The 25,428-nt window shown below is 47.7% G+C and carries 24 protein-coding genes; 10 read left to right on the top strand and 14 right to left on the bottom strand.

From position 1 onward, the window contains the following. Window positions 1–105: 105 nt before the first annotated feature. Genes GJR95_RS38695 through GJR95_RS38705 form a run of 3 tightly spaced genes read left to right on the top strand, consistent with a single transcriptional unit; the run spans window position 106 to window position 1,563 of the window. Complete coding sequence (locus GJR95_RS38695) at window positions 106–1,011, top strand: AraC family transcriptional regulator (protein ID WP_162390955.1); 906 nt, start codon at window positions 106–108, stop codon at window positions 1,009–1,011. Between the two features lie 19 nt (window positions 1,012–1,030). Continuing rightward, complete coding sequence (locus tag GJR95_RS38700) at window positions 1,031–1,375, top strand: site-specific integrase (protein WP_162390956.1); 345 nt, start codon at window positions 1,031–1,033, stop codon at window positions 1,373–1,375. A gap of 32 nt (window positions 1,376–1,407) precedes the next feature. After that, window positions 1,408–1,563, top strand: coding sequence for a hypothetical protein (locus GJR95_RS38705; RefSeq protein WP_162390957.1), 156 nt, complete (start codon window positions 1,408–1,410; stop codon window positions 1,561–1,563). A 311-nt stretch (window positions 1,564–1,874) separates the two neighbouring features. Here the strand turns inward: GJR95_RS38705 and GJR95_RS38710 are convergent, their stop codons facing one another. The 6 genes from GJR95_RS38710 to GJR95_RS38735 all read right to left on the bottom strand — a co-directional run bounded on the left by GJR95_RS38710 (window position 1,875) and on the right by GJR95_RS38735 (window position 7,262). Further along, window positions 1,875–2,330 carry a nuclear transport factor 2 family protein gene (locus GJR95_RS38710; RefSeq protein WP_174260290.1) on the bottom strand — a complete coding sequence of 152 codons (456 nt, stop codon included), beginning with the start codon at window positions 2,328–2,330 and terminating at the stop codon, window positions 1,875–1,877. A gap of 123 nt (window positions 2,331–2,453) precedes the next feature. Then, complete coding sequence (locus GJR95_RS38715) at window positions 2,454–3,005, bottom strand: carboxymuconolactone decarboxylase family protein (RefSeq protein WP_162390958.1); 552 nt, start codon at window positions 3,003–3,005, stop codon at window positions 2,454–2,456. Window positions 3,006–3,092: 87 nt separating this feature from the next. After that, window positions 3,093–3,653, bottom strand: coding sequence for a TetR/AcrR family transcriptional regulator (locus tag GJR95_RS38720; protein ID WP_162390959.1), 561 nt, complete (start codon window positions 3,651–3,653; stop codon window positions 3,093–3,095). Between the two features lie 180 nt (window positions 3,654–3,833). Then, on the bottom strand, window positions 3,834–4,310 hold the full coding sequence (locus GJR95_RS38725; RefSeq protein WP_162390960.1) for an FKBP-type peptidyl-prolyl cis-trans isomerase: 477 nt from the start codon (window positions 4,308–4,310) through the stop codon (window positions 3,834–3,836). Window positions 4,311–4,678: 368 nt separating this feature from the next. Continuing rightward, window positions 4,679–6,676, bottom strand: coding sequence for a S9 family peptidase (locus tag GJR95_RS38730; protein ID WP_162390961.1), 1,998 nt, complete (start codon window positions 6,674–6,676; stop codon window positions 4,679–4,681). Window positions 6,677–6,788: 112 nt separating this feature from the next. Next, the gene (locus GJR95_RS38735) at window positions 6,789–7,262 is read right to left on the bottom strand and encodes a hypothetical protein (protein ID WP_162390962.1); all 474 of its coding nucleotides are present in this window, start codon (window positions 7,260–7,262) and stop codon (window positions 6,789–6,791) included. 606 nt (window positions 7,263–7,868) lie between these two features. Here GJR95_RS38735 and GJR95_RS38740 point away from each other — a divergent pair. Continuing rightward, window positions 7,869–8,708 carry a hypothetical protein gene (locus tag GJR95_RS38740; protein WP_162390963.1) on the top strand — a complete coding sequence of 280 codons (840 nt, stop codon included), beginning with the start codon at window positions 7,869–7,871 and terminating at the stop codon, window positions 8,706–8,708. A gap of 30 nt (window positions 8,709–8,738) precedes the next feature. On the opposite strand, the gene GJR95_RS38745 is transcribed toward GJR95_RS38740, so the two are convergent. The 5 genes from GJR95_RS38745 to GJR95_RS38765 form a co-directional block, all read right to left on the bottom strand. Continuing rightward, entirely contained in the window at window positions 8,739–10,013 is a 1,275-nt protein-coding gene (locus GJR95_RS38745; protein WP_162390964.1) for an aminotransferase class V-fold PLP-dependent enzyme, read from the bottom strand. 104 nt (window positions 10,014–10,117) lie between these two features. Continuing rightward, window positions 10,118–10,531, bottom strand: coding sequence for a putative toxin-antitoxin system toxin component, PIN family (locus GJR95_RS38750; protein WP_162390965.1), 414 nt, complete (start codon window positions 10,529–10,531; stop codon window positions 10,118–10,120). 6 nt (window positions 10,532–10,537) lie between these two features. Beyond that, a complete protein-coding gene (locus GJR95_RS38755) occupies window positions 10,538–10,756 on the bottom strand; it encodes a hypothetical protein (protein ID WP_162390966.1) in 219 nt (72 codons plus the stop codon). Between the two features lie 161 nt (window positions 10,757–10,917). Continuing rightward, window positions 10,918–12,318, bottom strand: coding sequence for a M28 family metallopeptidase (locus GJR95_RS38760; protein WP_162390967.1), 1,401 nt, complete (start codon window positions 12,316–12,318; stop codon window positions 10,918–10,920). Between the two features lie 161 nt (window positions 12,319–12,479). Then, window positions 12,480–13,775, bottom strand: a complete 1,296-nt coding sequence (locus GJR95_RS38765; RefSeq protein ID WP_162390968.1) for a Pycsar system effector family protein — start codon at window positions 13,773–13,775, stop codon at window positions 12,480–12,482. Between the two features lie 191 nt (window positions 13,776–13,966). Here GJR95_RS38765 and GJR95_RS38770 point away from each other — a divergent pair, with 191 nt between their 5' ends. Continuing rightward, window positions 13,967–17,626, top strand: a complete 3,660-nt coding sequence (locus GJR95_RS38770; RefSeq protein WP_162390969.1) for a BamA/TamA family outer membrane protein — start codon at window positions 13,967–13,969, stop codon at window positions 17,624–17,626. Window positions 17,627–17,640: 14 nt separating this feature from the next. Here the strand turns inward: GJR95_RS38770 and GJR95_RS38775 are convergent, their stop codons facing one another. Next, window positions 17,641–18,969, bottom strand: a complete 1,329-nt coding sequence (locus tag GJR95_RS38775; protein WP_162390970.1) for an adenylate/guanylate cyclase domain-containing protein — start codon at window positions 18,967–18,969, stop codon at window positions 17,641–17,643. A gap of 72 nt (window positions 18,970–19,041) precedes the next feature. Then, on the bottom strand, window positions 19,042–19,569 hold the full coding sequence (locus tag GJR95_RS38780; RefSeq protein WP_162390971.1) for a hypothetical protein: 528 nt from the start codon (window positions 19,567–19,569) through the stop codon (window positions 19,042–19,044). A 430-nt stretch (window positions 19,570–19,999) separates the two neighbouring features. On the opposite strand from GJR95_RS38780, the gene GJR95_RS38785 reads away from it, so the two are divergent. The 4 genes from GJR95_RS38785 to GJR95_RS38800 all read left to right on the top strand — a co-directional run bounded on the left by GJR95_RS38785 (window position 20,000) and on the right by GJR95_RS38800 (window position 23,544). Next, entirely contained in the window at window positions 20,000–20,587 is a 588-nt protein-coding gene (locus GJR95_RS38785; protein ID WP_162390972.1) for a TetR/AcrR family transcriptional regulator, read from the top strand. Window positions 20,588–20,664: 77 nt separating this feature from the next. Continuing rightward, the gene (locus GJR95_RS38790) at window positions 20,665–21,513 is read left to right on the top strand and encodes an oxidoreductase (protein ID WP_162390973.1); all 849 of its coding nucleotides are present in this window, start codon (window positions 20,665–20,667) and stop codon (window positions 21,511–21,513) included. Between the two features lie 177 nt (window positions 21,514–21,690). Next, on the top strand, window positions 21,691–22,566 hold the full coding sequence (locus GJR95_RS38795) for a helix-turn-helix domain-containing protein (protein WP_162390974.1): 876 nt from the start codon (window positions 21,691–21,693) through the stop codon (window positions 22,564–22,566). Window positions 22,567–22,644: 78 nt separating this feature from the next. Beyond that, window positions 22,645–23,544: an oxidoreductase gene (locus tag GJR95_RS38800; RefSeq protein ID WP_162390975.1), complete on the top strand. Its 900-nt coding sequence runs from the start codon at window positions 22,645–22,647 to the stop codon at window positions 23,542–23,544. Between the two features lie 68 nt (window positions 23,545–23,612). On the opposite strand, the gene GJR95_RS38805 is transcribed toward GJR95_RS38800, so the two are convergent. Next, on the bottom strand, window positions 23,613–23,954 hold the full coding sequence (locus GJR95_RS38805) for a tRNA-binding protein (RefSeq protein WP_162390976.1): 342 nt from the start codon (window positions 23,952–23,954) through the stop codon (window positions 23,613–23,615). Window positions 23,955–24,053: 99 nt separating this feature from the next. On the opposite strand from GJR95_RS38805, the gene GJR95_RS38810 reads away from it, so the two are divergent. Continuing rightward, a complete protein-coding gene (locus tag GJR95_RS38810) occupies window positions 24,054–25,412 on the top strand; it encodes a PQQ-dependent sugar dehydrogenase (protein ID WP_162390977.1) in 1,359 nt (452 codons plus the stop codon). Window positions 25,413–25,428 lie beyond the last annotated feature (16 nt).

Consider the following 25,428-nt stretch of genomic DNA (forward strand, 5'->3'; position numbering starts at 1 on the left):
GAACTAGGTCGATTTCAGGCGAAATCAGCTTAATTACATGTTTTTCAGATAAATTATAATTATTGTAAAATTGCTGCGCCTACTACTCTAATCGCCCCTAAAAAGATGAAACCTCAATTTTATCTTGTACCACGAGACGTTTTAAGTTCGCATGTGTCGCGCCATCATATCCTGCCAAATTTTGGCACCATCTGGCATTACCATCCTGAATTAGAACTGCACTTTATTGTTCGTGGCGAGGGCGTTCGATTCGTGGGCGATAATGTAAGCAATTTCAACGCGGGCGAGTTGCTACTACTGGGCGAAAATCTGCCGCATATGTGGCGTTGTAATGAACAATACTTCAGACAGGACCCAACGATTACCGCAGAGGCCGTTGTTGTTCAGTTTCTGCCTGATTTCATGGGGCAGGATTTTCTGCAAAAGCCGGAGGTCGATCCAATTCTGCACTTATATGACAAGGCCAAGGCAGGGCTTGTCATTACAGGAAAGACGCGGGAAGCGTTGATTCCGCTTATGCTTGAATCGGCAAAAACGTCGGGGCTCCACCGACTCGTTCTGATTCTTTCGATGGTAGATATTCTGACAACTAGTGAAGAAATGCATCCAATTTCGACCAAAGATGGTTTGTATCACCCTAACAAGGAAGAGACCGACCGATTGAATAAGGTATATAACTATGCGCTCATAAATTACCGAAGAGAGTTGACGCTGGAGGAGATTGCGTCTGTAGCGAATCTGAGCGTTACCTCCTTTTGCCGCTACTTTAAGATGGTGACCAAAAAGACCTTCCACGATTTTTTAATCGAAATACGCATCAGCCACGCTCAGCGAATGCTTGTTGAGGATATCGATATTACCACCGAAGCTGTTTGTTTTGAGTGTGGGTTCAACAATCGCTCTAATTTCTTCAGCCATTTCAAACGCATAACCGGTATTACTCCCTTCGAGTACAAACGCAAATGCCATCATGTGCAAATGCCCCCCCTTTATCAACAACCGGATAATTAAAAACTGTGCAGATCAAGTAGTGCGTAGCTACGGGAAACCCGTTCGCCAGTGGCGGTTCGCCTTTATCAGTGACAAAAAAGATAAACCCAAATCCGTCGTTTTGGAGGAGCCCGCCCTGTCGATCATACTCCGCCATGCAGCCGACAAGGAACCGCAGGATTTTATATTTCCTTTCCTGCGCCAGGCCCACTACAAAACAATGACAGAAAGCGAACTTTCCGACGCTATCGGCATCAAGATCAATTATATTGACAAAGTCCTCAAACGGGTGGCCACTTACTTGGAGATTCCTAAAAACCTGACCATCTACGCGGCCCGGCATACGTTTGCCGAGCATTTATTCGAGCTGACCGAGAATGTTTGACTGGTGCAACAGGTGCTCGGTCATTTTCCATCGTGACAACAGAACGCTATTTGTCTGGCTTTGCTCAAGACGTTGTCGATAAGGCCAATGTGCTTTATAAACAACGGGCCGGTAGTGGACCGCAGATCATAACCAATGAACAGGAGCCGGAGTCGGAAGTTATCCCAGCCCGTAGAAAACACCTGTAAAACATTTTGCGAAAATGCCCGAAAAAATGCCTTTCTCACACGATACCGCAAACACCCTAACTTGCTGATAACGAAAGGAAATATTCCGTCTAATTTCGTAATCTTGTTATATAGGTTAGGAAAACTCTGCCAACATATTGATTGACAGAGTTTTTGTTTTAGCTACTCAAACAAACCAATAAGCTTCTTATGTGAATCCTTAAATTGGCTGGAGATTGTCTCTGGTATTTTACGTTTATTGATGTGCGTCAGCCAGTAAAGAAATACGTACAGGCCAGTCTGCGCCTTTACGAAACTGACTGGCTTCAACGTTAAAAAATTCTTCGTTCCTCTTCAGTAATGAGGGCATCATTGATGCTGGCATAGCGTTTGGCCATCAAGCCGTTCTGATCAAATTCCCACAGTTCATTGCCGTAACTACGATACCACTGACCCGTTTCATCGTGCCATTCGTACTCAAAGCGCACGGCCATCCGGTTTTCCCGAAAGCCCCAAAGTTCTTTTTTGAGCCGGTAATCCAATTCGGTAGTCCACTTTCGAGTCAGAAAATCTTTAACCTGCTCACGCCCATTGATAAACTCGGCTCGGTTCCGCCATTCGGTATCCAGTGTATAGGCCTGACTGACCCGTTCGGGATCTTTGCTGTTCCAGGCATCTTCAGCCATCTGTACTTTCTGCCGGGCCGTTTCCAGGGTAAAGGGTGGGAGGGGTAATCGCTGGGTAGTCACTGGTGTGTAAATCTGGTTGAGAATAGTTTCATCCCACATCGTGTCACCACATTCCTCGTTGACAAAGGGGACATCATCTGAGTCGTTAATTGTGCTCATGATCCATACAGAGAATAGGCGGATAGCAAGAACCGGATTCAGGTATCCGCTAAGTGAAATTAGTTAAGCAGGCTGCGTTTGCAGAGCTGGTGCAAGGGGGAAATCAATAGGAATTTGGGTCAGGTTGTGTAGGTAGTTCATGGCAATTTTGTCGCTCACCTGAAGGATCACGTCCACTAGATTACCCTGGGTGTAGCCCGCTGCGAAAAATGCGTCGAGTTGCTCCTGGAAGACCCGTCCTTTGTTTTCGGTAATGACTTTGGCCAGGCTAACGAGGGCATTCAATTTAGGATTGGTACTGTGCCCAGCCCGAAGATCCAAGGTGTCGGCTTCGGCCAATCCGTTCATTTTACCCAGAACCGTATGAGCGCTTAGGCAATATTGGCAACCATTCACCTCACTGACCACTAAGTTAACTGCTTCTTTCTCTTTATTGGAGAGCGAGGATTTGGCTCCCTGAAAAGCCAAATAGCGGGGCAGGCCATTTTCAGAGTAAGCGATGGCAGCGTAGAGATTGGGCACGAAGCCAACCGCTTTAAGTAAGCCATCAAAGGCTTGTTGTGAAGCAGGCGATACCTGATCGCGGGTTGGGACGGTGAATTGTGAAGATGACATACAATAAAGTTGTTTAGTAGAATAGAAATTACCGAACGTTTGGTAAAAATTGTGGGCCAGCAAATGAGACTTTATCTGCTCAATTTGTTAGTTGATGAGAAAATCAGTTTCTATATCGTGTAGGGCCTGCTCAAATAGTGTAGGCTGATTGAGGGTCTGAGCGAGAATTAACGAGCCCTGAATTCGAACTAAGGTCGACTCGCCCAGATGCCTTGACGTTTGCTGATCAAAGCCCAAATCCTGCGCTAGATGAGCAAAGGCATCTACCCATTTGGTAAAAATGGAGGCAATCGGTTGGCGGAATAAATCAGCAGCCGTACCATGAGATAAAGCCCGAAGAATACAAGCTAATCGCCCACCATCGTAAAGCTGGCTAATTGAACGAAGCGCTGTTGTAAGCCGGGTTTTAGGCGAAGCTGATGAGTACAGCACATCCACTAGCTGACGTTGATTCCATTCAGATACGTGATCAAGAACGGCCGTTGCCATCTCCTGTTTCCCACCCGGAAAGCGATGATACAGACTTGCTTTCTGCAAACCGGTGGCGTCAGCCAGTTGGGCCATACTGGCACCATCGTACCCAACCGAACGGAATACTTCCATTAGTCGGTCAATGACCACATCGGATTCTACTTTTACATTTGCCATAACATCCATCTGCTATTATATTTACCGAACGTTCGGTAAATATAATAAGTTCAGCCAATACTATAAAAGTGAAGTGGCTTAAAAATCCATGTATTAATTGAGTTCAAAATTGGCCAAAGTCCTGGCTTGCCGAATGCATTTAGCTTCCTGATAGTAGCCGACAGTCATAGCGCTGTACCCTTACTCTGCCTCCAGCAGATCAATTTTAAAGATCAAAATTGAATTAGCGGGAATGCCTTCCTGAGCCTGGGGGCCATAAGCCAGGCTGGGTGGCAGGTATAAAGTGATAGAGCCACCAGGGGCAATTAAGGGAATGCCTTCCTGCCAACCTACAATGAGCTGATTCAGGCCAAAGCGCACTCCTGATCCGCTATCGAAGGTTGTTCCGCTGGTGAGTGTGCCTTTATAATTGACTGTCACGGTCGAACACCCAGTTGGTTTCAAACCAGAACCAGGCGACTGAATGTGGTAATAGAAACCCCGTTCATCCAGGAGAGCCGAAATCTTTTGGCTGTCAATCAATTTTTTGAGGGCAGCGACTTCTTCTTCAGGAGCTTTCGTCGTAACAGTGGTTTGTGAGCAGGGGGATTGATCCGCGGACTGGCAAGACACGGCGATCATCCCTCCCAGCAACAGCACTAAGATATAGGGTTTCATACAAGCAAATTTAGACAACTGTCTCGGGAAAGCAGCGTTTAGCCAGGACAGTCGTCCATTAACGGGCGTTTAATACGTGTAAAATTAAGCTAAATGAATGATTGCTGCCTTTAGAAATGAGTGCTGCGAAAACCGTGTCTTTATTCCCTGCTCTTTCAACGATTTTGTCGATGGCCGTCGTTATGGCTAAATCGCTATCTTACTTGCTGATATTCAGCATTTTGCTGCTTTTTTGTACTGAAAAACTGGTTTCTTCAGATTTAATAAACAGGTACGTCAGAATCAGGTTTGTCGCAGTTCCCCGCCGGGACTAAAAATGCAGTATTAAGCGTAAAAGAAAGATTAAACGGTTTCGTGATAGCCGACACCTACAGCGTTTTAGGTTTCAGATACTTATCAAACCATTGCAAATACCGATCAACGCGATCTTTCTGATAGCTGGGCACTGTGATGCCATGAAACTGGCCTGGGTAAATAATCAACTGGGTTGGTATACCCAACGACCGAAGGGCCTGAAACATTTGTTCACTCCCTACAGCGGGCACATTGAAATCTTTTTCGCCGGCCATAAACATCGTTGGCGTTTTAATCCGGTCCGCTTTCAGGAATGGGTAGGAGAGTTTTAACCATTTGTCGGTGTTTTTCCAGGGCGCTCCCAATTCATTCTCGTATTGGTTGGTATACTGATCGACACCATACATTGATAGTTGCAGGGAACTACCGGCTCCGCTGGCTGCGGCCTTGAACCGGGTGTCGGTGGCAATGGTATAGTTGGTCAGAATACCGCCGTAGCTCCAGCCGCCAATGCCCAAGCGGTCGGGGTCGGCAATGCCTTTTTCAACGACATAATCGGCCGCGCCCAGAATGTCCAGCACTTCTTTGTTGCCCCAGTCGGCGTAGATCGCCTTTGTGTAGTCGAGGCCACGCCCATTGCTACCCCGGTAGTTGACCGCCACCACGGCATAACCACCCGCCGACAGTAACTGGCGTGTTAGATCGAACGAGAATTCATCCTGCGAAACGGGGCCTCCGTGGATATAAAATACGGTCGGCAGTTTTTTGTTGGCGGGTGTGTTGGCAGGTTTAAGCAAGATGTTCGACACCTGCGCTCCGTCTTTACTCTTTGAGGTAAATCCTTCGACGGTGGCCAGTTCGAGCGGGGCCAGGAACGCGTCATGTACGTGCGTTAACCGGCGGGGTGTTCCATTTTCGATGGCATATAACTCAGCTGGTGTTTGCGGATCGCTTAGCTGAGTTAGCCAGTTGCCAGCCGTTACAGCTTCTAACTCGCTGAACGACCGATTGCCTGCTACTACTTTAGTGAATTTGCCGTCTGATAGTGTGTAATTGCCAACATAGGTTTGGCGATCATCCTGAACCAGTACACCGATCGTCTGGCCGTCTTTCGCCCAGCGCGGATTCCGAACGGGACGGTCCAATGCTTTCGACAGTAGCGTAGGCTCGCCACCATCCCGATTCATGACGGCCAGTATGGGCTGGTCATACATCAGGAAATTGCCCGAAGCGGTTGACCGCAAATAAGCGATCCGCTTGCCATCGGGACTCCAGACCGGGTTGTTGTCGGAGCCAGACCAGTTGGTCAGTTGCTTCATGCTGGCGCCCTTATGCGCATCGATGACATAGATATCGGTGTTCTGATTCCGATCGGGGTCTTCGCTACGGTTGCTCACAAACGCCAGTTGCGATCCATCCGGCGACCAGACCGGCGAGGTTTCGTCGAAAATGCCGGTTGTCAGCGTATCCAGTTTTTTGTCGGCTATATCGTAAACATATAAATGAACCGACCCTTTCTCCAGATAGCCTTTGATATCGGCCTTGAAATGGTAGCGATCGAGCACATAGGGCTTCCGGACCTTTGTTTTCGCTGAATCGGCATAGTCGGGGTCACGCAGGACGAGCGCGAGCCGCTTGCTATCGGGCGACCAGACATAATCGTCGAGGTCGGTTTTCAGGTCGGTTAATTTTTTCGCTTCACCGCCCCGGCGATCCATGAGCCAGATCTGGCCTTTGGTGGCTCCCTGCCGCGCCGATACGAATGAAATGTATTTTCCATCGGGGCTGAATCGGGCTTTCGACTCGCCATCCGGACTATTGGTGAGCTGAACGGATTCTTTACCATCCCAGCTCACCATCCACAAATCAGAATTCCGTTTGTCTTTCGTGGTATCGACCGTCGATAAGCCATAAGTTATCCATTTTCCATCGGGCGATAGTTGCGGATCGCTGATGGTTTGAAGCCGATAAATATCTTTGGGGGTGATGGGTCGTTTTTTAGGTACTGTCTGCGCGAAACAACTAAGGCTGGCAAGAGCAAATAGAGAGACAAGTAGAGGGCGGTTTGTCATGGTCGTGTTAAACAGGAAAGAAGGCTACAAATTACGAAAAAAGCCGGTGGGTATCCACCGGCTTTGATAAAGTATATGTTAATGACGAAGTCCTAATTGTCGGTAAGTACCACTATTGCTTAGTGTAAACCAGTTGAAGATTGAATTTTACCACCTCCTTCACTTTCGTTGTGGGATTCTGTAGGGTGTCCTGAACTGCAACGGGGGCAAATGATAAGTGAGCAGGGGTAGTTGACGCATCATAAGTCAATGTTTCTGTATTACCATCATTATACTTCAAATTCAATTGAGTGCCTGAGTAGTCCCAAGTCCCTGGGAATGTCTGAATAACACTGGTTGAACGATCTGTTACAACAAAGGTCTTATCGCTTTTTATATCATAAACATCATTAATCCCGTAAACTAAGGGGTTAAGCTTCAGTGCATTGCTCGATGTATAAGGAGCAACGAAACCACTTGTCAAAAGATAATCGGATGCCCATTTGCCCACCACCACTGGATCTGGTGCTGGGTCACTGCTTTTACTACAAGAGTTTAATCCCGCAAGAGAGATTACCAGGCTGAATAAATAGATGTAACGTTTCATAAGGAATTAGATTTTGGAGTCAGAGCATGAAAAGAGACAAGTGAGCGTAAACTACGAAAAAAACGAATAGGGCACTACGTTCAGTACGCTGAAATATGACTTAATGTTGCTTTAGGCCAGAACAAAATTTGCCGATAAGTAGATAAGAGTTTGGCTCTGGGCCAAACTCTTATTATGGACTGATCCGAAAATGTACCGAAAATAGAACACACTTTCTGACCCTTTAAAGCTTGCCTGACTAACGAGAAGGAAGCCATTAGTAGTTGATCATCAGGTGTATATTGTTTTTTGTTAAAAGGATAGTCATGAAGTTTACCACCAATAGTATACATTTATCATTTTTAAAATATAAAGTTTGTATTTTATATTTTAATTTATATATATTTGTAGCAAATTAGATGAATGCCTCATCTGACCCCTTCCTCACAACAATCCCCTAAAACACGCTTCTGTGGGTTGCATTCCTGCAAATCAGATCGGCAGTGCTCGTGGGTTGCCATGACTCCTCCTACTTTTGTCGTGTTCATCCAAAACGCATTCAACTAAGTTATCTTTCTGACGATAGCGGGGTAAAACTCCGAAACCGATAATAAACTCGTTGAACCCATGACGGCTTCCTTTGCTTACAATCTGCTATTTGTTTTCTTCATCGTTTCTTGTTCTGGCTGTAAGAAGCAGTCCACAATTGACGAAGGAACGACACTAAAGCCGTCTACATGCCTGATTGCCACACAAACTACTAAAGAACTGGTTAGCGCAAGTCAACCCTCCACTCTCGACCCCGAAACGGTGACGATTAACGGTGAATCCTTCCAGGTCACGACCACCAAAAAGAGTGTCTACACGTACGATACGCAAGGTCGTATCCTGACCGAATATAATCAGTATGCGGGTAACAAAGCCGACTCGGTGCTGTATCAGTACAGTCCAGGAGCAGTAACGATTCGGACGGTGAAACTGACTACGCCTAAAACAGTGGATACGCTGGTTGTAGCTTTAAACAGCCAGGGGTATGCTGAGAAAAAGCCCTTTGGCTATCATGTAACGTATGACAAGAATGGGTATTTGATAAGCCAAACGGATGAATATGGGACAACGGCAAAGATCAATAATGGGAATGTTATAGAAGAGGAAATTTTAGGCCAAGATGCTACCCCAAACCATACTTATCGATTTGAGTATGATTTGAATAAATCAGGTTTGCTTTCTACTCAATCCTTCTATGGGAAAGCATCTCGCAACTTACCTGTTAAATATACAATTCAGCAGAATGGCCCTTTTGGGACATATCCTGATGTGTATCAAGCTACATATACTTATGTATTTAACGAAAATGGCTTCGTGAAACGCCAAATTTTTCAGGGAAAAAATGGTGAGCATCCATACCTATACGGTGGTGGCGGTGATTTTATCGAAGTAATAGATTTTACCTATATCTGCCCCTAATCATCAGCTCTACTACTCTCTATTTAACCTTCAACCGGCTAGTTCCTTCAACGCCTTTACAAAGGTATCTAATTCTGATGTGGTTGTATAAAGATGTGGCGTAACGCGTACCCCTCGTACGGCTGGGCTGTCAATGGCAACTGTAAAGATTTTATAGGTATCGAACAGGAGCTTGGCCAACTCCGCTGGCTTTTTCCCGGCTATACCAACATTAGCAATCGCGCAGGAACGGGCTGGTGCTTCGGGCGTGTTCAGAATGATGTTTGGATGGTGCCGTACCTGATCCGTCCAGTAACGTTGCAGGTAGCGAAGCCGGGCTTCTTTACGCTCGATACCAATTCCTTCATGAAACCGAATCGCGTCCTGAATGGCTAGATCCGTTGCAACCGGGTGGGTTCCGGTATGGTTCAGCTTCCGAATGTCGTCATCGGGAACGCTACTGTCGGCGAACAATGGCCAGAGCGCCGGAATCTTATCCTTGCGGACATAGAGAATACCCGCGCCGAGGGGCGTGCCGAGCCATTTATGCAGGCTGCTGGCGTAGTAATCGCAGCCGCCAAGATCAGCCATCGTAAAGGCCAGATGCCCGAATGCGTGAGCGCCATCAACTAACACTTCTACATTACGCTTATGCGCCATGTCGACAATCTGGCGAATTGGCAGAATCTGCCCCGTAATGTTCACCATGTGGCAAACCATCAATAGCCGGGTTTTCGGTGTAATCGCGTTCTCGTATAAGCGAACGATCTCCGCATCGGATTGAGGGTGATTGGGTAACGATACCAACCGATTGACCGTACCGTGTCGCCGGGCCTGAAGCCGAAACATATCGAGCATGGCTCCATAATCCTGCTCGGCCATCACCGCTTCGTCGCCTGCTTTCCAGTTCAGACCCGCAATCACCGTATCCAGCGATTCGGTGGTGTTGCGGGTAATGATCAGTTCGTCGGACGAGCAACCCAGCAACCGGGCCAATTGTGCCTGCGATTCCCGTTTGTCGTTGAACTGGTGCGTACGCATGTAATAGGACGATACGGCATTGACCTGCTGAATATGCTGAAGGTAGTTATCGAGCACCGGTTGAGCCGCCAGCGAATAGTAGCCGTTTTCGAGTTGGATGAAGTCCGTTGTGACCGGAAATGAAGCCCGGATTTTTATCCAGAAGTCTTCCTGCTGCGCCAGCTCTACCGCTGGAACGTACGACACCTGACCCACCCAATCAGTCAGGTCAGGCCATTGCATCATCGGCAGGCTGGTTGCCCCGATCATGCTTTTCAAAAACTTCCGCTTCGATAAGGTAGACATGAGTGATCAAGTGGGCTGAGGTAACGGGCACTGGAGTTTACCGTAAATTCCGGGTAGCACCGGCAAACTTTCATTGCCATCTTTATGAATGAACTATACTACGTTCACGAGATTGACAGTATTTCTAAAAATGCCTGTAGACGTATGATTTGGATCCCCCGATATGGACTGAGTGCAAGCAAGTCGTTCTTGTTTCCGGTGATAAGGTATTCAGCCTGTGAGTCTATTGCTAACGACAATAAAAAATTATCGTCAGGATCAGGACTATCTGTGACAACGGTGGTCGGTGTAATCATCGTAAGTCGTGCCTGAATCACTTCCAGAAAAAGGGCTATTTCACTTAAACTGACGTACTTTCGAAATTTATCCCGATGGGCTACTTCTGAAAGTTCAGTCAGTAAATTATTGTCGGCAAATAACTCAATCTCAGGTTTGTCTAAAACTGATTTTAATTTCTCACGATGTTTTTTACCAATCAATGCACTGATAAAGTCAGTGGTATCTACCACAATTCTCATGCAGGATTATTTCGTTTGTTTTTCGAGCCGATAGGCTTTGATCTCAGCCATAATTTCATCCTCGGTGATGTCTGGTTCGGTTTGGGGCAGTTGGCTATCGACTTTATTCCATATGTCTGTCCACGTGGGCTGATCCGTTTTTATGGAAATAATACCCAGATCAATCAGGTCATCGATGAGTTTTCGAGCTTTAGCGGTCTTTATTTCTATCGTGAGCGTTTCCATGATATGTATAATGCTTACTTTCTCAAAGCTAATAAATAATCAGGGGTGAGCCAACTGGGCAAGACCTTGAGATGGGCTACCAGGCCAACCTCAAAAATAGCCGACGAATTAATGATTAAGCGACGATGAGTCAAGGTTCACCGTCGCTTAATCATTAACTGTTACCGTAAATTCGGCACGGGTAGCACCGGCAAACTTTCGTTGCCATCTTCGCTAACTGCCTGAACGGCAAAGTAATAATTGTCTTTCGAGTAAGGCAGCGTCATGCCAAGTTTGGTGGTGAAGAATTTCTTCTGCCAGAATGGCCAGTAGGTTTCGCGCATGAGCACATAGTAGCCCTTTACCTTGCCCGATTGAGGTGCCTGCCAGTAGAGTACCGTCGAGTTGGTCAGATTGCGAACATCAACGGTCACTTTTTGCGGTACCGTTGGCGATTTCGCCAGGTTGGCTAGCGTAGCCAGATTAACTGATGTGTTTTTGCGCAGGTATTCGAAGTCCATGAATTTAGGATAGTCGCCGTATTCGATGGCGGCTGGCGTTCCGGCGTTTTCAGTTCGCAGATCCTGATGCTGATGCTCGTAGTTTTCGTTCATCTCGGTCAAGCGAACGGCAGCAATACCACGTTGTACGTAAGGCGTATGATCGCCCCCGCGCAGATAGCGGTCGTTGCGGTAGACCATCACAACCTCCAGGTTTTCGACGTAGCGTTCGCCAATTTCTTTGAGGTAACGCGCAAGGGTACGGGCTTTGCCGTCATTTTCATTCCCAAACTGCCGGATTTGCCCAATGCGTCCGGTAGTATCTTTCAGCAAAACACCAGGTAAGCCCTCGCTAAAAACCCGGAGCCGGGTGTTATCGATGATGCGGGTATCGCTGCTGTTGTTGCTGCCCATAATGTCGTTGTTGAGTACGGCTTCAACATTCCATTTTTCCTTAATGGCTCGCTCTGAAAGGTGTTCGGCACCTAACAAGCCCTGTTCTTCGCCCGTTAGCGTGACGAAAATGATCGTAGCCGGAAACGACGATTTGCTCATCACCCGGCACAGTTCGATCACAGCAGCAGTTCCTGAGCCATCGTCATTGGCTCCCGGTGCGTCAGATTCCCGATTCATGACATTCGTAACACGGCTATCCATGTGGCCCTGTACAATAAAGATACGATCATCGGTCGGGTCAGTTCCTTTAAGCGTTGCCATTACATTGCCCATATTGGCAGGTTTGTCAACACGACGGCCATCGGGTTGTAGCGTCCAGGTATCCAGAGTGGCCGTTAAACGCCCACCCGATTGTTTGGCATATTGATTGAACTTGCCCAGAATCCATTGCCGGGCTGCTCCCAGTCCTTTTTTGGCGGGCTGGTCGGTTGCATTGGCGGGTACACTCAGTGTATGACGAGTGCCGAAACTAACCAGTCCATTGATGTGCGCCCGCAGGCTGTCGGCCGAAACCTGACTGACCAAATCGGCAATCTGAGCGTCACGATTTAGGATAGTTTGAGCTTTTAATAGAGGGGAAACAAGAAAGAATACGAGAAGAAGAGGAAGTAAAGACTTTGTCTGCATGAGTTTGATGATTGAATCAACGAAGCTAATAAAAAAGCGCAAACCAGCCTAGTTTGCGCTTTTAAGTGCCTTGATTGCCAATGAATATTCCGGCAATTAAGGCTTATGCAAAATGATTGTTTCTGATAAGATACCGCTTGAGAACGGGTTAACTACCTGGATTAGCGGCTCATGTAAGCAGCAACACCGAATGCGATCACAGACACAACCAGCCCAAACATGAACACCGAGTAGGACCAGCGCAGGAGCTTATATTTCCGGCCCAGCACTTTTCCCAGGAAGTAAATGTCGCGGATCATGCTTGAATACAGAAAATCAGCGTCATCCATCATCCGGCGCATGCCCCATTCGTAATCGGCAAGGTCCATGCGATAGAAATTGCCAAAAAACAGCAGATTTGAGGTTTTGTTTTCAATATCCTCCCGGTTGAACACACCACTCGTAACATTAGGACGGGTAGCCAGCACTGCCAATACAGTAGCAATGACGCTGGTTATCGTGAAAAGAACGGTTGGAATCGTTAATGCGGGCCATTCTTCGAGTTTCCGAATCAGTATACTCACCACCAGCGAGATGACGATGGTGTTGATCGAGATCATGATATTGGCCTTGGTGTCGGCCATGGCACTCAATTGAAAATGGTTCTGCGATGTTAACCGAAACATGGTTTCGACCCCACGCTCTGGTTTTTTGACTTTAGCCGAAGAACTGGCCGCCGGAGCGTCAAACAGTTGATTCAGAATCTCTTCCTGTTTGTCCTGTTTGTCCTGCTTCTCCTGTTTAGCATGCTTCTCGTTTTTGTCGTGTTTATCATGCTTGTCCTGTTTGCCGTGCTTATCGTCATCATCATCGTCGCCATCGTCGGCTATTTGCTGACGAAGAAGTTCGAGATTAGCGGCCTGACGCGGGCCTAGTACGGTTTGGCCGTAATGCGTGAAATACCGATGACTTTCCAGAAAACCAGCTGTCTTCTTTCGCCATTTCTTCTTGCTGATTTTATTGCCGGTATGTTTTAGTTCCTGCCGTAGCTGCTCGCTGCGTTCAACAAAATCGTCGGTTGACAGATGGCCCAGATCCGCGTCGCAAAGCACCTCGGCCAGCCGATGACCATTAGGCGACTGCGGCATTTTAGTGGCTTCAATGCAGGTGATTACTTCCTCGATTCGCTTGCTCGGCAGGCCGTGTTCTTTCAAAAAAGGGCGGGCAAGGTCGATACCGTTGTCTTCGTGATTGGTACAGCCTTCCTTATAGCCGGTGTCATGTAACCAGGCCGCAATCAGCACCGTTTCGCGATCAGTGTCCGATAGTCCTTCGTGGTCTGCAATTTCATTGGCAAATGCTACCACTGCCTGCGTATGACTCAGGTTATGATAGGTATAATCTAATGTGAGCTGCTTTAGCAACGATTCGGCGTAAATCCGGGTTTGATGAAGCAACGTGGTTTCCTGTGCGATCATACGGTTTGTTTAACTATACTTGCCGGTAAGCTACAAGGTAACGAATAAAAAACGGATTCCGTTACGAGTCTCATGTTAATTTTGTTCGCCTGTATCGCCCTGACCCTCAATGTGAATTTTAGTAGATTGTTTGACTCTTTATGAATCTGCCCGACAGATTCGATGATACACCTGATAAATTTCCTCTTTGTATGAGATCTCTTTACATAGTGATTTCTCTGTTTATAGCCGGTTCTCTTGTTAGCGTTGGCATGCCTGGCTGGGCACAGACTTCTTACAGTATCTTTCTGCTGGGTGATGCCGGAGCGCCCCTGCCCAACGGTCAGGATCCCGTACTGAACGCCCTTCGCGCACAGCTACAAAAGGCCGGATCGAACAGTTCCCTGATTCTGTTAGGTGACAATATATACCAATTTGGATTGCCGGATGCCGATAATCCGAACCGGCCGGACGCTGAACGCCGGATGCGCGACCAACTCGATTTGCGGACTGCGTTTACGGGTCGGGTTTTTGCCATTCCGGGTAATCATGACTGGGACAAAAGCGGCCGGGAAGGATGGCAACGGATTAAAAATCAGCAGGATTTTGTGCGCCAATATACCGGCCGGGACGACGTCTTTTTTCCGAATGACGGGTGCCCTGGGCCGGTTGAGGTGCCTTTGTCCGATTCGTTGACGCTGGTGCTGATGGACACGCAGTACTGGCTGCATCCGTGGGACAGACCTGGCGAAGAGTCAGATTGTGGAGCCAAGAGCCTTCCTGAATTTCTGACTCAACTAGACGATATTCTGTACCGCAACCGGCATCGGCGCGTAGTGGTAGCGGGCCACCACCCGATGTATAGCCACGGTGAGCATGGAGGGCATTTTACGCTCAAAGACCACCTGTTTCCATTGACAGACATTCGTAAATGGCTATATGTGCCGCTGCCCGTTATTGGCTCGATCTACCCAATCTATCGGTCGGTGTTCGGAAGCTTACAGGATTTGCCCAACCCCGTATACCGCGAGATGCGGAATGGTATGGTTGCTCTTTTTAAGAAATACCGCAACCTGATTTATACCAACGGCCACGATCATAACCTGCAACTGATCCGGCGTGATAGCCTGAATTATCTGACCAGTGGCAGTGGATCAAAACATACGGCGGTTGCCAAAAAAGCCGAGTCGTTATTTGCGCTTGAAAAGCAGGGATTTGCTAGGCTGGATTTCGGGGTTGGCAACCAGATGACCATTTCGTTTTTTGCCCCGAGCGATCAGCAGCCAACCGGCGAACTATTGTATCAGACAACGATCCAGCTTCGTCCGGACCCAATTCCGAGCCTAATCGAAAAGACCCAGAAACAACCGGATAGTTTGCGGATTGTGCCGGGCGCTGGCTATGCCGCCGGATCGGGTAAGCGGTTCTGGTTCGGTGCCAATTACCGCGATGTATGGACGAATCCCCTGACCGTTCCTGTGCTGAATATGCAGAAGGCGGGCCTGGTGCCTACTGAGCGGGGTGGCGGTTTCCAGACGTTGTCGTTGCGGCTTGTTGACCCAAAGAAGCATGAATTTGCGATCCGATCCATCGAAAAATACCCGGAGAAGGCGATTCCGGAAGCGCTACGGAGTGGACTTGCCAACGATATCGTACAGGATCAGATCTCGGCTTCGCATCCGTTTGCCGCGTTGGCCATAGCGCCACTGGCCGAGACTGCTGGCGTCTATCATACAAATCCGAAGGTAGTCGTGATGCCCGATGATACGGCATTGCGCGACTACCAGCATACGTTTGCCAACATGCTCATGTTGCTCGAAGAACGGGCCGACGGTGATTACAAAGGAACGGGGCTGTTTGGGAATACGTCAAAGCTTTATAGTACCCCCAAACTCCTTGAGAAACTACAGGACGACAACGACAATCGGGTCGATCAGCGATCTGTGCTGAGGGCGCGGCTGTTCGATATGTTGATTGGCGATTGGGACCGGCATGACGATCAGTGGCGGTGGGCTAGTTTTAAGTCGAGTAAAGGTTTGCGCTTTATGCCTGTTCCGCGCGACCGCGATCAGGCGTTTTTTGTCAATGAAGGTATTCTGCCGAAAATCGTCAGCCGACGCTGGTTACTGCCTAAAATACAGGGATTTGATTATAAAATCCGGTATGTGCCTGGGTTCAATACCAACGCCCGCTTTTTCGACCGCTCATTTCTGACCGAACCAAGCCGCGCCGACTGGCTGGCGGTGGCCGATTCACTGCAACGAAGCCTGACCGATGAGGCCATCAATAAAGCCCTGAGTCAGTTACCTGAGCCATCGCGGAGCCTGACCGCCGAAACGATAGCGGCTAAACTGCGTCAGCGTCGTGCGGATCTGCTGCGTTATGCCGACGAACAATACCGTTTTCTGGCCAAAGCCGTTGATGTAGTGGGTAGCGATAAGGACGAACTCTTCGATCTGACCCGGCTACCTGACGGCCAGACAGATGTGGTTGTTTATAAACTCAATAAAGACAAAGAACCAACCCAGGAACTGTATAAGCGCCGATTCGATCCGGCCGAAACGCAGGAGATACGGTTGTATGGGTTGGGTGGCGACGACAGATTTGTGCTTCATGGTACGGCCCCGGAAGGCAGTCTGATCCGGATTATCGGCGGCAAAGGCGATGATGTCATAACGGATAGTTCATCGGTTCGGGGGCTATCACGCAGAACGTGGGTGTATGATCTACGCAAGAACACGACCATTTCGGGAGGTTCAGAAACGCGTAATCGCTTGTCGGATAATAAAGATGTCAATAAATACGACCGTACGGCTTTCCGGTATAACCTTACCATGCCGCTGGCCACCGTGCAGGCCAACCCCGATGATGGTCTGTTTATTGGCGGAGGTATTTTGCGTCGGACGCAGGGCTTCCGCAAGGAGCCATTCGCTCAGCAACACCGAATCATGGTCAGCCATGCGTTTGCAACCGAAGCTTACAATTTTCATTACGACGGAACATTTACAGACTTACTGGGCAAGGCTGATTTGTTACTCAATGCCGATATAAAAGCCCCGAATTTCGTCCAGAATTTCTTTGGCATCGGCAATGAAACGGTATTCAATAAAGAATTGGGCGTCAATTATTACCGGGTCCGATTCGAGAACTGGAGCTTAAATGCTCTTTTACAGCATAAATTGGGGAAAGCCACATTTTTCTACGGCCCATCGGTCGAGCGGATTGAAGTGGAAGAAGGCCAGAAGAAGTTTATTCAGGACTATGCCGCGAGCATTCCAGATGGTCAACGACTCTTCAACTCATTTCTGTATGGAGGATTGAAGGCTGGTTTTACGGTTGATACCCGCAATAATCCGTTGCTGACAACGCGTGGATTGCTATGGCGAACATCGCTGACGGCTTACGGAGGGTTGAATGATCAATCGAAATCATTTTCGCAACTACAGTCTGATCTCTCGTTTTATGCCAGCATTCGGTTACCGGCCATTCTGACCATTGCAACGCGCGTAGGTACCAGCCTGAATTTAAACGATAACTATGAGTTTTTCCAGGCCAGTACGCTCGGCGGTCTAACGAATCTACGGGGATTCCGGCGGACACGCTTTGCGGGCGAGAACGCCTTCTACCACAACCTGGATCTGCGAATGCGCCTGTTTACGATTAAAACCTACCTGTTTCCGGCTTATGCCGGGATTCTCGCTTTTAATGATGTTGGACGGGTATGGGTCGATGGCGAAAAGTCAAACGTCTGGCATCATGGCTACGGTGGCGGCCTCTGGTTATCGCCCTACAATACAGCGGTTATTTCATTGCTCTATGCGGTCTCCCGCGAAGATCGTATCCCAATGCTTCGGGTAGGATTTTTCTTCTAAGAAGAACAGAACGGCTAAAACAACTGATACAATTCAATTTCTTCATCGACACCTTTAATGACCGTTGGACCGAGAGCACGAACTGTTTCGGGCGGGTTTGTCAATGATTCATACACTTCCCGCGATACCAGAAACTGTGTATGAAAGGGTTTATTTAACTGCTCAATGCGGGCAGCCAGAATCACGACATTGCCCGTTACGGAGTATTGCTGACGGGTTTCGGTGCCAATATTGCCGACTACCGCATCGCCGAGGTGTATGCCAATCCCAATGGTTGTTGGAATCATTAACTCGTCGGTAACGGCTTTGCGGATTTCTTTTAAAATGGTGAAGCCAGCCTCAACGGCCACCTCGGCTGGATTGTCGACTTCGACCGGTGCCCCGAATGTGATCATACAGCCATCGCCCAGAAACTGATTGACAACGCCACCATACTGTTCGACGATACGGATGATAATACCGAAGAACGTATTTTGATAAGCCATTACATCCTCGGGCGTTTCGTGGCTGGCGTATTTGGTGAAATCACGGATGTCGAGAAACATGACCGCAACCCGCATCCGATGACTCTGGTAGTTTCCTTTTTGCTCCAGTACCGCGCGGGCAATTTCGGGCGATACCTGCTGACCAAAGAGCGTTACGGCTTGCTGCTCTGTTTCGGTTGCGCGAATGGTGTCGGTAATGCTTTGCCGGATTTGCCGGGACACATAACCGGCGGCCATCCCTGCCAGAATGAGCAGTCCCCCTTTGGCAATAAACATCAGCGGCAAATGCAGGAACATATCTATTTCCAGATAAGGCTCGACTAGTCCGGGCTTGGCAATCAGGAAGTAAACGCCGATAAATTCAGCTCCGGCAATGAAACCTGTGTAGGCCGACAGCCATAAGTTAAGCCGTAAGGTAGAGAGAATGATAAAAAACAGATAAATATAGGCCAGCGGGCTGTTCAACACCAGCAACGGATCGCCAAGATGACGCGATACAATCAACAGAATGAATGAAATAGACGTAATCTCGAACGTAGCATTGGCAAACTTAAAAAATGTAGGTAAGTCCTGATGGCGCTCCAGCTGTTGCCTGAATAACCGCCGAATACCCCACTCATAAATACCCATACCCACCAGATAGGGGGCAACTGTGAGCATAATAGGGCCGGGAAGGTACATCAGGTTGTCGGCCCGCAGAAACGGCTGTAAAAGAGCCAGCATGACCGTACTAAACAGAAACAAAGCCGATAAAACGCCCGCCCGCTGGGCTTCCCGTTTCAGGCTTTCATCCGAAAAATGCTCCTGAAAGTAAGATTCTATCGGCGGTTGTTGCGTTGAGCGAAACGGAAATGTCATTTCATAGTAAACAGGATGATTCGTTAGAATTCAACACAGACATTTCAGGATTGATTCCTATTGATTACGCTTTCAGAATCGATAGGCAACGCCCACACCAATAGCCTGCCGGCCCGTTAGCGGAATTGGCGCAATGGACATGCCCACACGCGGTTGTCGAAGCATTTCGTTATAACGCGTTACGGCCTTGTTTACGTGGCCATTTCCGATGATCGCTAAGGTAAGTGAAGCACCAATAGACGAGCCATAAACGATCCAGTAGGTGCTATTGCGGCCGTTTTTGTTGAAAATTACATAGGCGAGCGTGGCTAATGAAGTGAGCCGGCTGATGGTCGTTAACGTTCGGAATGCGCGAAAATGGTGGTTAACTGTTGGATCATTGAGTTCGTAAAAGGGTACTTCGAGCGCAAAGGGCGAAGAAAGTCGTTTGCCCCCGTAGAAATAGACACTACCAAATGATGAGGCAGCCGTGCGCTCAATGGGTAACAGGTGCGCCGGAATGGGAGCGGTACGATAGTGGGATGTATCGTCGGCGCGTTGAGCGTGGGTAAAACTAGTGAGTGATAAACTGAAAAAAGCGATCAGTAGAAGGGTTTTCATACAAGTAAAACGGAAACAGGGCATAGAAATAAAAATGATTTTTTTTGCGGTCATATTGCCTTCTTTACACAAAGACTTCATTACTGCCATAAAAGTTTAGTGAGCAGTAGGACCGGTAAATTACAAATCCAATTGTTCTGATTTATCAGTTCCGAATTTGGACAAAATTAATTTAATCCACGTCGACTGTCTTTGTTGATCGGTCATTGGGCTTTCGATGGTAAGTAAGTGCATCATCTCAATCTGTAACGATTGAGCGTCTGAATCATAGAACCGGAGTTACGCATACTTTTCCTGTTTCTACTCCTGCCAATCGACCCAATAACCAGCCTTATTAATACAATTTTCTGTTCGTGAAAAATTTATTTTGTCAAGTTTTGTTTGGAAATGACCGATCGGTCAGTTTTCTTTGTGCTATCAATTAGATGACATGACTAAAGCAGAGCGAACCCGGCAATTAATTATCAGTAAATCCGCTCCGATTTTCAATACCAAGGGTGTTGCAGGTACGTCGATGAGCGACATACTGGACGTCACAAAGTTGGCGAAAGGAAGCTTATACGTACACTTTGAAAGCAAAAAGGAGCTTTCTTATGCCGTGGTCGATTATCAGCTGGCGAAACTGTCGGATGTGGTTGAAACCGGGCTGAATAAGCACCAGACCGCAAAAGCAAAGCTATTCGCTTACATCGACACATTTATTGACCCACTTGATCCACCACTTGAGGGTGGTTGCCCTATGCTTAATTTTGGTATGGAAGCCGATGATACAGATGAGGTAATCCGAAAAAAAGTAAATGCCGTTATTGAAGGAGCTCAGCAAACTATTGAGCGCATTATTCAGGAGGGAATTGCCCTGGGTGAGTTCAAATCGGACTGGGAGCCTGGAGAATTTGCCACCAAACTATTTGCCTTGGTGGAAGGTGGCATCATGATGTCACGCATTGCAGGTAATAACAAGTCGATGAAGGTTATTGCCCGCTCATTGAAAAAAGAAATTGAGGAAAAAGAAGTGTAATTTTTTTTGATCAGAAAATGACCGATCGGTCATTTTTAAAAGACTTAATCCTATCAATCAGTTAAATTTTAAATGCCATGAAAACCCAGAAAGTATGGTTTATTACGGGAGCTTCACGCGGTTTTGGCTTCGACATCGCAAAAACTGCCCTGAATTCGGGCGACAAAGTAGTAGCCACCGTTCGGAAAAATCCCGAACAACTTGTTGCCGCGCTAAATGACAATAGCAATCTACTTGTTGTTGTGCTGGACGTGACCAAAGAAAACCAGGTAAAAGAAGGAGTTCAACGCGCAATTGCCCAGTTTGGCAAAATTGATATTCTGGTCAACAATGCGGGCTATGGGCTGTTGGGCGCAACAGAAGAGATAACAGATGCGGAAGTTAAAAAGCAGTATGACACCAACGTTTTTGGATTATTGAATGTAACCAGAGCCGTTTTGCCCTTCATGCGTAAAGCCAAAGCAGGTCATATTATCAATATTTCCTCGCTCTTTGGTTATGGTGCTTCTGCTCCAGGCTTCGGTATCTATGGGTCTACCAAATTTGCCGTAGAAGGCATTTCCGAAGGATTATCGCTTGAAGTCAGGCCGTTTGGTATCCATGTGACGGCTGTAGCACCGGGACTTTTCAGTACCCAGTTTGCCTCCAGTGATTCCTACAATACCTCTGAAATTGTATTGGATGCTTATCAGGATACCGTAGGGAAAATGAGAGTGGTAATCGGGCATCTGGATGGTAATCAGCCGGGCAATCCTGCCAAATTAGCCCAGGTTATTATCCAGTTAGCAGAAAGCGAAAATCCACCGCTTCACCTGCCTGTAGGGAAGGATGCCGTGGCTGCTTTCAGAAGCAAAACAGAGCAGATGGAAAAAGAAGTGGCCGAATGGGAGGAAGTTGCTAGTAGTACCGATCATCTAAAAGCATAAAGCGGCTAACGTATTTTTTTTGCATCAATATATACCGTTTGGTATATATTGAATTAGCCAGATCAAAAGTATCTTTGAAGAAGCGTCAATGAGTCGAACAAAGCAGCTTCTATATTAACCTGCTTTGTTCGACTTCTCTGTACAGAGCGTTTAAGCGTACTTTGATTTGTGCAATTTATGCATCAACCGACACGAATGGATACCAGCCAGTTAATAGGTTTACCGATTAGTCCGATACGCATTGTAAAAATTGAGTCGGATGAATACAAGACGGTGTCCTACAACCGGCGCGATTATTATAAAATATCGTTTATAACCAGGGGAACCGGGGTCATGCACTTTAGCGGAACCAGGGTGGATATCGATGGGCCCTATCTGCTGTTTTTCAATCCACTGCTTTCATACTCCTGGCAACCCACCTCGGCTGTCCATTCGGGCTATACATGTCTTTTTACCGAAGAGTTTTTTCATAACAAAGAGCAATTAGGTACGCTTGCGCGATCAGCCCTCTTCAGCGCCAACGTGGTGCCTGCCTATCCCGTCAATGAAGAGTTGGGGAACGAATTGACCGCGCTGTTTGAGAAATTAAGCCATGAAGCTGTTTCTGACTATGCCTACAAAGAAGATGTCATGCGGAACTATGTGAGCCTGATCCTGCACGAAGCACTTAAGCTCCAGGCCAACAGGTCGCCCGTATACAATCTGGCTGCAGAAAGGCTGACGGATCAGTTTTTCAAATTAATGCAGGAGCAATTCCCAATCCATTCGTCGCAGCAACGGTTGGCCTTGAAATCACCAGCCGACTACGCCAACGCCCTTCATGTACACGTAAATCATTTGAATCACAGCATTCAGCAGGTTACCGGCAAGCCAACCATTCAGCACATACAGGCGCGGGTGGCCAATGAAGCCCGGATGCTATTGCACTATACTGACTGGCCGGTTGCTGACATTGCTTTTTGTCTGGGCTTTGAGTATGCCACCTATTTCAATCGATTTTTTAAGAAACAGACCGGTCAGACACCGGCCACTTATCGAAAAGCGTCTATTTGAATTGTATACATTTTACATTGGAATGTGTTACCATACTGCTTTTACTTCGCCGGAACTTTGTCCTGAACTAAGAATAGTATGTGGACAAAAGAAAACATCAGGAATCAGAGCGGTAAAACGGTCGTTGTTACCGGCGCGAATGCCGGTATTGGGTATGAAACAGCACTGGCCTTCTATGAGGCTGGGGCGCATGTAGTGGTTGCCAGTCGGGATGAGAATAAAGCCCAGAATGCCATTGTCAGCCTAAACACACATGCTGGAAATGGCACGCTGGAAGCGGGGGTAGTCGATTTGGCTAGCCTGGTTTCAGTAAAGCAGTTTGCCAACCATTTTTTGCAACACCATTCCAGACTTGATGTACTCATCAACAATGCCGGGGTTATGGTGCCTCCGGCGTCAGTAACCGCCGATGGCTTCGAATTGCAATTCGGGGTAAATTTTTTAGGGCATTTTGCACTGACGGGCTATCTGTATCCCTTGTTAAAACAGACAACTAATGCTCGGGTAGTAACGCTTACCAGCCTTGCCTATCGCTACGGAACGATCGATTTTGATAACCTGCGATCAGAAAAAGGATACGACGCCATGCGCGAATACAGCCAGAGCAAACTGGCTGATTTACTGTTTACTATTGAACTCCAGAAAAGAATTACAACGGCTCATGACAGCGTTCTGTCAGTAGCTGCCCATCCCGGCGTAACTAAAACCGACCTTTCCCGTAATATGGACAAGGCGGCCATAGAAGCAGCAACCCAACGGCTTGGTGCCCTTATGGAAACGGCGCAGGGAGCCTTGCCCAGCCTGTATGCTGCCGTATCGTCAGAGGTTGAAGGCGGCTGTCTCTACGGCCCCGACCAGAATGGGGGTCTGAGAGGTTATCCGGCAAAGGCCGAACTAGACGTTGTTGCGCTGAATTCTAGTCTTGCAGCTCACCTTTGGCAAACGGCTGAACGACTAACGGGGGTTATATACCCTTAAGATGACAGGTATGCGTAACTGGGCGAAAGTCTTAGGCGGTTAACTAATTTGGCTGTTCGAGCTAGGTATCAACCAATCCGCTGGCCATTAGTCGTCGGACGTTCGGTTTGCAATAACGTAACGGTGCCATCGTCGGCTACGGCTCCCAGCACCAGACACTCGCTCATGAACGTCGCGATTTGTTTCGGAGGAAAGTTAACAACAGCCACGACCTGCTTACCAATCAGGTCGTCCATCTGATAGAGTTTAGTAACTTGAGCGGACGTACGTCTGGTGCCAAAATCACCAAAATCAATGGTAAGTTTGTAGGCTGGTTTGCGAGCCTGCGGAAAAGCTTCTACCGAAATAATGGTACCAGTACGGATTTCAACTTTTTCGAAATCCGACCAGGTTAGTAGTTCATTACTCATGCCGCAAATTAGTCATCCAATGGCTTTATAAGCCAAAAACTTTTGTGAACGACGCGTCGTTACACGCATGATAACACTTCCTACAATCAAATTACTATCATGAAATCAACGTTACTGTTGCTGGCTATGACCGCAACTGTTGCTTTTACCGGTCGACATGACGGGTCTCCTGTCAAAACGGGGAATTCGAAATCACCCCAGAATGCGGTAACCCTGCCTGCGCCAGATCCCGACAACGGTGGTATTAAACTTGCCAGTGGTTTCCGGGGGCTCGTATTTGCCGACAATCTTGGTAAAGCCCGCCATATCGCTGTCGATCAGGCTGGCACGGTATTCGTGAAATTAGAGAAACTCAATGATGGGAAAGGGATTGTTGAACTGAGCGATAATAACGGCGATGGTCGCGCCGATCAGACTGTCATGCTCGGCAACAACACGGGCACCGGCATGGCTATTTACAACGGCTATGTTTATGCGTCATCCGATACGTCGGTTTATCGCTATAAACTGACCAATGGCAAAGTAATGGAAACGTCACCCGCCGAACCGATTGTTTCGGGATTGACCCTCCAGCGTCAACATGCCAGTAAATCATTGGCTATCAGTCCAGACGGTAAGTTATTCGTGAACTTTGGCGCACCCTCCAATGCCTGTCAGGAGAAAGACCGGCAAAAAGGATCGAAAGGAATGGACCCCTGCCCGATTCTGGAAGAGTACGGCGGAATCTGGCAGTTCGATGCCAACAAGCTCAACCAGCACAAAGCAGATGGCAAACGGTATGCAACCGGTATTCGGAATGCCGTTGCCCTCGACTGGAACACGGCGACAAACACCCTGTATGCACTGCAACATGGCCGCGACAATCTCAATAACTGGGGTGGTGTGTTTACCGATGAAGTGAGTGCTGAACTGCCATCCGAAGAGTTTCTGATGGTAAAAGAAGGTTCTGATTTTGGCTGGCCTTATTGTTACAACGATCATTATAAAAATCAGAAATTCTTAGCGCCCGAATACGGTGGTGATGGCTCGAAAATAGACCGTTGTGCTGGAAAAGATAAGCCAATTATGGCGTTTCCAGGGCACTGGGCACCCAACGACTTACTGTTCTACACGGGCAGTCAATTTCCGGCGCGTTACAAAAATGGTGCATTTGTCTGTTTCCATGGTTCCTGGAACCGTGCTCCACTCAAGCAGGGAGGCTACTTTGTTGCTTTCATCCCTTTTGGGAAAGATGGTCGCCCGTCGGGTAAATATGAAGTATTTGCCGAGAATTTCGCGGGGGTAGCCGAACTAGGTAAACCTGGTACCGATGTTAACGCGGGTAAACTCGACCTGGCTAGCCCAGGTGATGCTAAAGCCCGTCCCGTAGGACTGGCTCAGGGCCCGGATGGATCGCTTTATATTTCTGATTCGGTGAAGGGTAAAGTATGGCGTGTTATGTACACGGCGAAGAAGTAAAAAAAAGAAAAACAGA

The organism is Spirosoma endbachense, from assembly GCF_010233585.1.
Classification (GTDB): domain Bacteria; phylum Bacteroidota; class Bacteroidia; order Cytophagales; family Spirosomataceae; genus Spirosoma; species Spirosoma endbachense.

What these genes read in the sequence shown, in the direction of transcription:
- GJR95_RS38695 (WP_162390955.1), top strand. Translation starts at nt 106, where the DNA reads ATGAAACCTCAATTTTATCTTGTACCACGAGACGTTTTAAGTTCGCAT.
- GJR95_RS38710 (WP_174260290.1), bottom strand. Translation starts at nt 2,330, where the DNA reads ATGTGGGATGAAACTATTCTCAACCAGATTTACACACCAGTGACTACC.
- GJR95_RS38715 (WP_162390958.1), bottom strand. Translation starts at nt 3,005, where the DNA reads ATGTCATCTTCACAATTCACCGTCCCAACCCGCGATCAGGTATCGCCT.
- GJR95_RS38720 (WP_162390959.1), bottom strand. Translation starts at nt 3,653, where the DNA reads ATGGCAAATGTAAAAGTAGAATCCGATGTGGTCATTGACCGACTAATG.
- GJR95_RS38725 (WP_162390960.1), bottom strand. Translation starts at nt 4,310, where the DNA reads ATGAAACCCTATATCTTAGTGCTGTTGCTGGGAGGGATGATCGCCGTG.
- GJR95_RS38730 (WP_162390961.1), bottom strand. Translation starts at nt 6,676, where the DNA reads ATGACAAACCGCCCTCTACTTGTCTCTCTATTTGCTCTTGCCAGCCTT.
- GJR95_RS38735 (WP_162390962.1), bottom strand. Translation starts at nt 7,262, where the DNA reads ATGAAACGTTACATCTATTTATTCAGCCTGGTAATCTCTCTTGCGGGA.
- GJR95_RS38740 (WP_162390963.1), top strand. Translation starts at nt 7,869, where the DNA reads ATGACGGCTTCCTTTGCTTACAATCTGCTATTTGTTTTCTTCATCGTT.
- GJR95_RS38745 (WP_162390964.1), bottom strand. Translation starts at nt 10,013, where the DNA reads ATGTCTACCTTATCGAAGCGGAAGTTTTTGAAAAGCATGATCGGGGCA.
- GJR95_RS38750 (WP_162390965.1), bottom strand. Translation starts at nt 10,531, where the DNA reads ATGAGAATTGTGGTAGATACCACTGACTTTATCAGTGCATTGATTGGT.
- GJR95_RS38755 (WP_162390966.1), bottom strand. Translation starts at nt 10,756, where the DNA reads ATGGAAACGCTCACGATAGAAATAAAGACCGCTAAAGCTCGAAAACTC.
- GJR95_RS38760 (WP_162390967.1), bottom strand. Translation starts at nt 12,318, where the DNA reads ATGCAGACAAAGTCTTTACTTCCTCTTCTTCTCGTATTCTTTCTTGTT.
- GJR95_RS38765 (WP_162390968.1), bottom strand. Translation starts at nt 13,775, where the DNA reads ATGATCGCACAGGAAACCACGTTGCTTCATCAAACCCGGATTTACGCC.
- GJR95_RS38770 (WP_162390969.1), top strand. Translation starts at nt 13,967, where the DNA reads ATGAGATCTCTTTACATAGTGATTTCTCTGTTTATAGCCGGTTCTCTT.
- GJR95_RS38775 (WP_162390970.1), bottom strand. Translation starts at nt 18,969, where the DNA reads ATGACATTTCCGTTTCGCTCAACGCAACAACCGCCGATAGAATCTTAC.
- GJR95_RS38780 (WP_162390971.1), bottom strand. Translation starts at nt 19,569, where the DNA reads ATGAAAACCCTTCTACTGATCGCTTTTTTCAGTTTATCACTCACTAGT.
- GJR95_RS38785 (WP_162390972.1), top strand. Translation starts at nt 20,000, where the DNA reads ATGACTAAAGCAGAGCGAACCCGGCAATTAATTATCAGTAAATCCGCT.
- GJR95_RS38790 (WP_162390973.1), top strand. Translation starts at nt 20,665, where the DNA reads ATGAAAACCCAGAAAGTATGGTTTATTACGGGAGCTTCACGCGGTTTT.
- GJR95_RS38795 (WP_162390974.1), top strand. Translation starts at nt 21,691, where the DNA reads ATGCATCAACCGACACGAATGGATACCAGCCAGTTAATAGGTTTACCG.
- GJR95_RS38800 (WP_162390975.1), top strand. Translation starts at nt 22,645, where the DNA reads ATGTGGACAAAAGAAAACATCAGGAATCAGAGCGGTAAAACGGTCGTT.
- GJR95_RS38805 (WP_162390976.1), bottom strand. Translation starts at nt 23,954, where the DNA reads ATGAGTAATGAACTACTAACCTGGTCGGATTTCGAAAAAGTTGAAATC.
- GJR95_RS38810 (WP_162390977.1), top strand. Translation starts at nt 24,054, where the DNA reads ATGAAATCAACGTTACTGTTGCTGGCTATGACCGCAACTGTTGCTTTT.